The organism is Vibrio sp. 811 (assembly GCF_033339195.1).
In genome coordinates this window covers 1-744 of sequence record NZ_JAWOUB010000342.1, presented here as the reverse complement: position 1 = coordinate 744, position 744 = coordinate 1, and the positions used below count along the sequence as shown (strand labels likewise).

The following is a 744-nucleotide window of genomic DNA, read 5'->3' as shown; positions in this document are numbered from 1 at the left end:
CAAACCCTAATCAATACTTATGTTGAGCTCGGATATCAAGTGGTGGAAGTGCCATGGGGCAGTGTCGAAGAGCGCGTGGGCTTTGTTCGAAGAGTAATAGGCTTAGTCGGCGAGGTAGCAGACTAAAACCTCCTCGCGAGGAGGAGGCCTGAATGATTTACTTTTGATTAAGCTTTTGCAGGAACTTATCCGATTCAGCGATCGCTTCGTTCATTTGTTTGATGGCAAATTGAATGTCTTTCTCTAAGCTAGAGAACTCACCTTGCAAAGAACCAATCGCACTCGCGTTGAGGTTGTGTTTTAGATACAGCGTATTATCACGCAGTGTGTTCAGCACTGGCGTCATCTTTTTCTCTGCGCGCTTCATTGCGCTGAGCATGGTTTTGTAAGATGCTTTGGTTTCACGCAGTTTTTGTTCGCTTGAGCGGCGCAGTTTCGCACTGGTGTACAAGTCTAACTCGCCTTGCCATTCTTCAAACAGTGCATCAGAGACATCTTCGATTGCAGCAATACGGTCACGCACATCTTGAGCGGCTTTTTCGCTGTCTTCGTATTTGTCATTGATGTTGTTGTAAACGCTTTCTAATTCACCACCGTCAAAATTGGTTAGTGCTGATAAGGCTTCAAGTGCGCTAGTGAATTCTTCTTGTGCTTCTTGTTGTGATTCTTTGGCATCTTCCACTCGGTCAACCATAATATCTCGTTTATGGTAGCCCACTTGCTCCATCGCAGAGTAATACGCAG

At 45.6% G+C, this 744-nt stretch carries 1 protein-coding gene and 1 pseudogene; one reads left to right on the top strand and one right to left on the bottom strand.

Translation table 11 applies throughout. From position 1 onward, the window contains the following. Positions 1–126 (top strand): annotated as a pseudogene (locus tag R7Q46_RS26770) (ATPase); the annotation flags it as partial. A gap of 31 nt (positions 127–157) precedes the next feature. Here R7Q46_RS26770 and R7Q46_RS26765 read toward each other — a convergent pair. After that, the coding region (locus R7Q46_RS26765) for a DUF2959 domain-containing protein (RefSeq protein ID WP_318078169.1) at positions 158–744 on the bottom strand (587 nt) is incomplete at its 5' end.